The following is a 4,104-nucleotide window of genomic DNA, read 5'->3' as shown; positions in this document are numbered from 1 at the left end:
TCCCAATCGTTGAGGGGCAGCGTTTCGCGGTTGGCTTTGCGCCGGGAATGATCGACGCGAAGATTGCGTGCGATGGTGAAAATCCAGGTCGAGACGCCGCCATAAGCGGGATCGTAGAGCGGCGCCTTGCGCCAGACGGCCACCATGCAATCCTGAACGATATCTTCGATCTGCGCCTGCGGCAGACCGGCGCGCGACATCCAGGCCGCAAGCTTCGGGGCGAAATGGCGGTGCAGTCGCGCGAAGGCGTCGCGGTCCTGGTTGCGGGCCACAGCGTCCGTCCAGGCGGCGAGTTCTTCCGCCCAGGCTTTGTCCGCCGCCGCTTCCTCGCCTTGAGCCCGCACCCGCGCCCTGCCTTTCGCTTGCAGCGCCCCGTCACGCCGCCCAAGGCTTAAGCCCAAAACCCCGGCGAGGTCCAGCGCCGGCGATTCGACCAGCGCGGCGGTCATCTTTCGCGCGCCAGGGAAATGAACCGCGCCTGCGCGCCAGGATCGTCGCGGAAGCGGCCGGAAAACAGCATGGTCGTGGTGACCGCGCCGGGCTTGCGCACGCCGCGCATCGACATGCACATATGTTCCGCCTCGATCAGGACGGCCGCGCCGCGCGTGGTCAGGTGGTCGTCGAGCGCGCGAAGAATCTGGGCCGTCATGGTTTCCTGCGTTTGCAGGCGGCGGGCGTAGATCTCCACCAGACGCGCCAATTTGGACAGTCCCACCACGCCTTTCTCGGGATAATAGGCTATGGCGGCGCGGCCGAAAAACGGCGCCATATGGTGTTCGCAATGGGAAATGAAGGGGATTTCGCCGACAAGGACCATCTCGTCATAGCCGCCGGAGTCCTCGAAAGTCATGGCGAGAATGTTTGCGGGTTCCTGGCCGTAGCCGGCGAACAGCTCGGCATAGGCGCGCGTGACCCGGGCCGGCGTGTCCAGCAGCCCTTCGCGACGGGGATCGTCGCCGAGATAAGCGAGCAACGTTTCCACTGCCGCTTCGGCCTCCGAACGCGCAACGACACGGCCGCCTCGATTCCTCCCCGTCGATTTCAGCAAAACGATGTCGACGTCCCGCGCCATTTCGTCCATGACCACGTCCCCCAGCCTTGTGCTCCGGCGCTGTTACGTATCAAAACGCTGAAAGGTTCACTGCAAGCGGAATGGGGACGAGAACGGAGGCGGCCGCAGCGAGCAATCTCCATCTCCGCGCCTCAGCCCCGGCCGTCGGCGCCTGTTCGCGCCGCATTGGCCGTCAATGGCCATAAAGCAGCCGGTAACGCCTGGTCCGCTATCCGCGGATTGTGTTGAAAAACTCAACCGTTGCCGCGATGCGGGTGGCGTGATTCACTTCTCCTGCTGATTTGCGGGAGATGCGGCGATGATGGGCGTGCAGGCGGCAACGGCTCGGTTGTTTTACGACTTCTGCCTTGATGACCATGTTCCCGCCGATCACCAGCTGCGCGGCATTGACCGGCATCTCGATCTTGAACGCATCCGCGCCGCGTTGCAGCCGTTCTACAGCAGCACCGGCCGCCCCTCGATTGATCCCGAGTTAATGATCCGCATGTTGCTGGTCGGCTATTGCATGGGCATTCGTTCGGAACGCCGCCTGTGCGAGGAAGTTCATCTCAACCTCGCCTACCGCTGGTTCTGTCGCCTCGGCCTGGACGGCAAGATTCCTGACCATTCGACCTTCTCGAGGAACCGGCGCGGGCGCTTTCGCGAGAGCGACATTCTGCGCCATCTGTTCGAAAACATCGTGGAACGGTGTCTGGCGGAAGGTCTGGTCGACGCCGAAGGGTTCGCCGTTGATGCGAGCTTGATCTCCGCTGACTGCAACAAGCGGCGGTCGCTGCGCAGCGAAGACTGGAACGCGGCGGAGCTAAACGAGGAAGCGTGCCGCGCCGCCCGTGAATATCTGGCGACGCTCGATGACGCGGCCTTTGGCGCGGCCTCTCCATCGACGCCGAAGTTCATTTCCCCGTCCGATCCGGCGGCACAGTGGACGGCGGAAAGGAAGGGCCACGCGTTCTTCGCCTATGCCGAGAATTATCTGATCGACACCGATCACGGGGTGATCGTCGATGTCGAGGCGACGCGTGCGGTTCGCCAGGCTGAAGTGGGCGCGTCTCAAACCATGCTGGAGCGCACAGAAGAGCGGTTCGGCTTGAAGCCCGGCTATCTGACCGCTGACACCGCCTATGGATCAGCAAAAAATCTCGCTTGGCTCGTTAAGCAGAAGGAGATCACGCCGCATATTCCTGTTTTCGACAAATCCATACGCATCGACGGCAGGTTCTCGCGCTCGGACTTCACTTGGGATCCAGATGCGGACCACTACATCTGTCCCGCCGGCAAGGAACTGGTTCAGTTTCGACGCACCTACGCCACGCCGCGCACCGGCGTCGACGCTGACGGTATACCCCGCTACCGCGCCAGCAAGAAGGATTGCGAGGTCTGCGCACTCAAACCGCAGTGCTGTCCAAATGACGTGCTGCGCAAGATTCCTCGGAACGTCGATGAAGACGCGCGCGATGTAGCGCGAGCTCTTGCCGCCACGCCTGAATTTGAGGTCGCTTGCCGCCGTCGGAAAAAGGTCGAGATGCTGTTCGCCCATCTCAAGCGCATCCTCCGGCTCAGCCGTCTGCGGCTGCGTGGCCCATGCGGAGCCAAAGATGAATTCCTTCTCGCGGCGACAGCCCAAAATCTAAGACGACTGGCCAAACTTCGTCCGATGAGCGGGCAGATGGAGCCGATCGCGGCATAGGCCGCGTCCACAGCAGCCAACAGGCCGCCAGATCGAGCGGCCAAGCGCAGCAATCACCGAAAGAAAATGATCCTTGCGGAGCACGAAATCGCTTACGCCGCGACTTTTTCAACGAAATCGGCGGAAAGCGGCAGTAGGCCGAACGGCGGCGGAAGGCTGCAAAGCGGATGCGGCTATCACATTTTTGGCAATTCCGCGGCCAACTGAGCCGTTTGCTCGGCGACCTCGTACGAACCTCGTCACCGTTCGTCGCATCAAATTTCGTTTGAAGGCGCCGGCTCCTTTGGGACCAAGCGCCTGTTTCCTCAGTCCTAATCGGGGAAGCGCAGGCCGCCATGAATCGAGAGCCCAACGGTGTCGCGGCGCGCTGGCAAGACTTAAGCTATATAGGAATTCTACCGAGGATGCCGCAAGTCAATGCGCGGCGGCGCGTCATGATGTTGAGTCAAAACGCCAAGGGGCCTGCTTGCCATGCCGCCAATCGTTTTTTCCTCACGAAATTTGAATAAAACCTATCGCGTCGGCAGTGTCGACGTCGCCGCGCTGCAGGGGCTCGACCTGGATATCTACGCAGGCGAGTTCATCGTCATCCTCGGGCCCTCGGGAAGCGGTAAATCGACTCTCCTCAACATTCTGGGAGGCTTGGACAGCGCGTCGTCCGGCGCCGCGGCGTGGCGCGATCATAATCTCGTCGAGGCGTCCGACGAAGAGTTGACGCGCTATCGGCGCGAGCATGTCGGCTTTGTCTTCCAGTTCTACAACCTCATTCCCAGCCTGACGGCGCGAGAAAATGTCGAGCTTGTCACCGAGATCGCCGAGCAGCCGATGCGGCCCGAGGATGCGCTCGCCAGGGTCGGCCTTTCCGCAAGGCTCGACCATTTCCCCTCGCAATTGTCCGGCGGCGAGCAGCAGAGGGTGGCGATCGCCCGCGCCATAGCCAAGCGTCCCGACGTGCTGTTTTGCGACGAGCCGACCGGAGCCCTCGATTGCCGCACGGGCATTGGCGTTTTGTCCGCGCTCGATGAGGTCAACCGCAGCTTCGGCACGACCACAGTCGTGATCACGCACAACGCCGCCATCGGCGCCATGGCCGACCGCGTGATGTATATGGCCGATGGCAGGATCGCCCGGATCGAATGCCATTCCGAGCGGGCTCGTCCGGAGGACATCCGCTGGTGAAGGCGCTCGACCGCAAGCTCCTGCGCGACTGGCGGCGTTTGGCCGGACAGGCGATCACGATCGCGCTCGTCCTGGCCTCGGGCGTCGCGGTTTTCATCTCCTCGCTGAGCGCCTACCAATCGCTGGTGACGTCGCAGCGGAATTATTATCGCGAAAGCCGTTTCGC

4 protein-coding genes are annotated in these 4,104 nt (G+C 62.3%); 2 read left to right on the top strand and 2 right to left on the bottom strand.

Translation table 11 applies throughout. The annotated features are described in order from the left end of the window. Positions 1-449 (bottom strand): sigma factor (locus ACE3S9_RS16000; protein WP_374547473.1); only part of this gene is annotated, 449 nt, incomplete at its 3' end. Continuing rightward, positions 446-1,072 (bottom strand): GTP cyclohydrolase I FolE, encoded by a 627-nt coding sequence (folE, locus tag ACE3S9_RS15995; RefSeq protein WP_374547474.1) that lies wholly within the window; start codon positions 1,070-1,072, stop codon positions 446-448. The genes folE and ACE3S9_RS16000, both read right to left, overlap by 4 nt. Before the next feature lie 298 nt (positions 1,073-1,370). Here folE and ACE3S9_RS15990 point away from each other — a divergent pair, with 298 nt between their 5' ends. Together ACE3S9_RS15990 and ACE3S9_RS15985 are read left to right on the top strand one after the other, a co-directional pair. Next, positions 1,371-2,759 carry an IS1182 family transposase gene (locus tag ACE3S9_RS15990; RefSeq protein ID WP_374547472.1) on the top strand — a complete coding sequence of 463 codons (1,389 nt, stop codon included), beginning with the start codon at positions 1,371-1,373 and terminating at the stop codon, positions 2,757-2,759. Positions 2,760-3,230: 471 nt separating this feature from the next. Beyond that, positions 3,231-3,938 (top strand): ABC transporter ATP-binding protein, encoded by a 708-nt coding sequence (locus tag ACE3S9_RS15985; protein WP_374547471.1) that lies wholly within the window; start codon positions 3,231-3,233, stop codon positions 3,936-3,938. Positions 3,939-4,104: the final 166 nt, after the last annotated feature.

This window comes from Rhodoblastus sp. (genome assembly GCF_041915505.1).
Classification (GTDB): Bacteria; Pseudomonadota; Alphaproteobacteria; order Rhizobiales; family Beijerinckiaceae; genus Rhodoblastus.
Note: the sequence above shows the minus strand (reverse complement) of the source record. Positions and strands in the feature narration are given on the sequence as shown.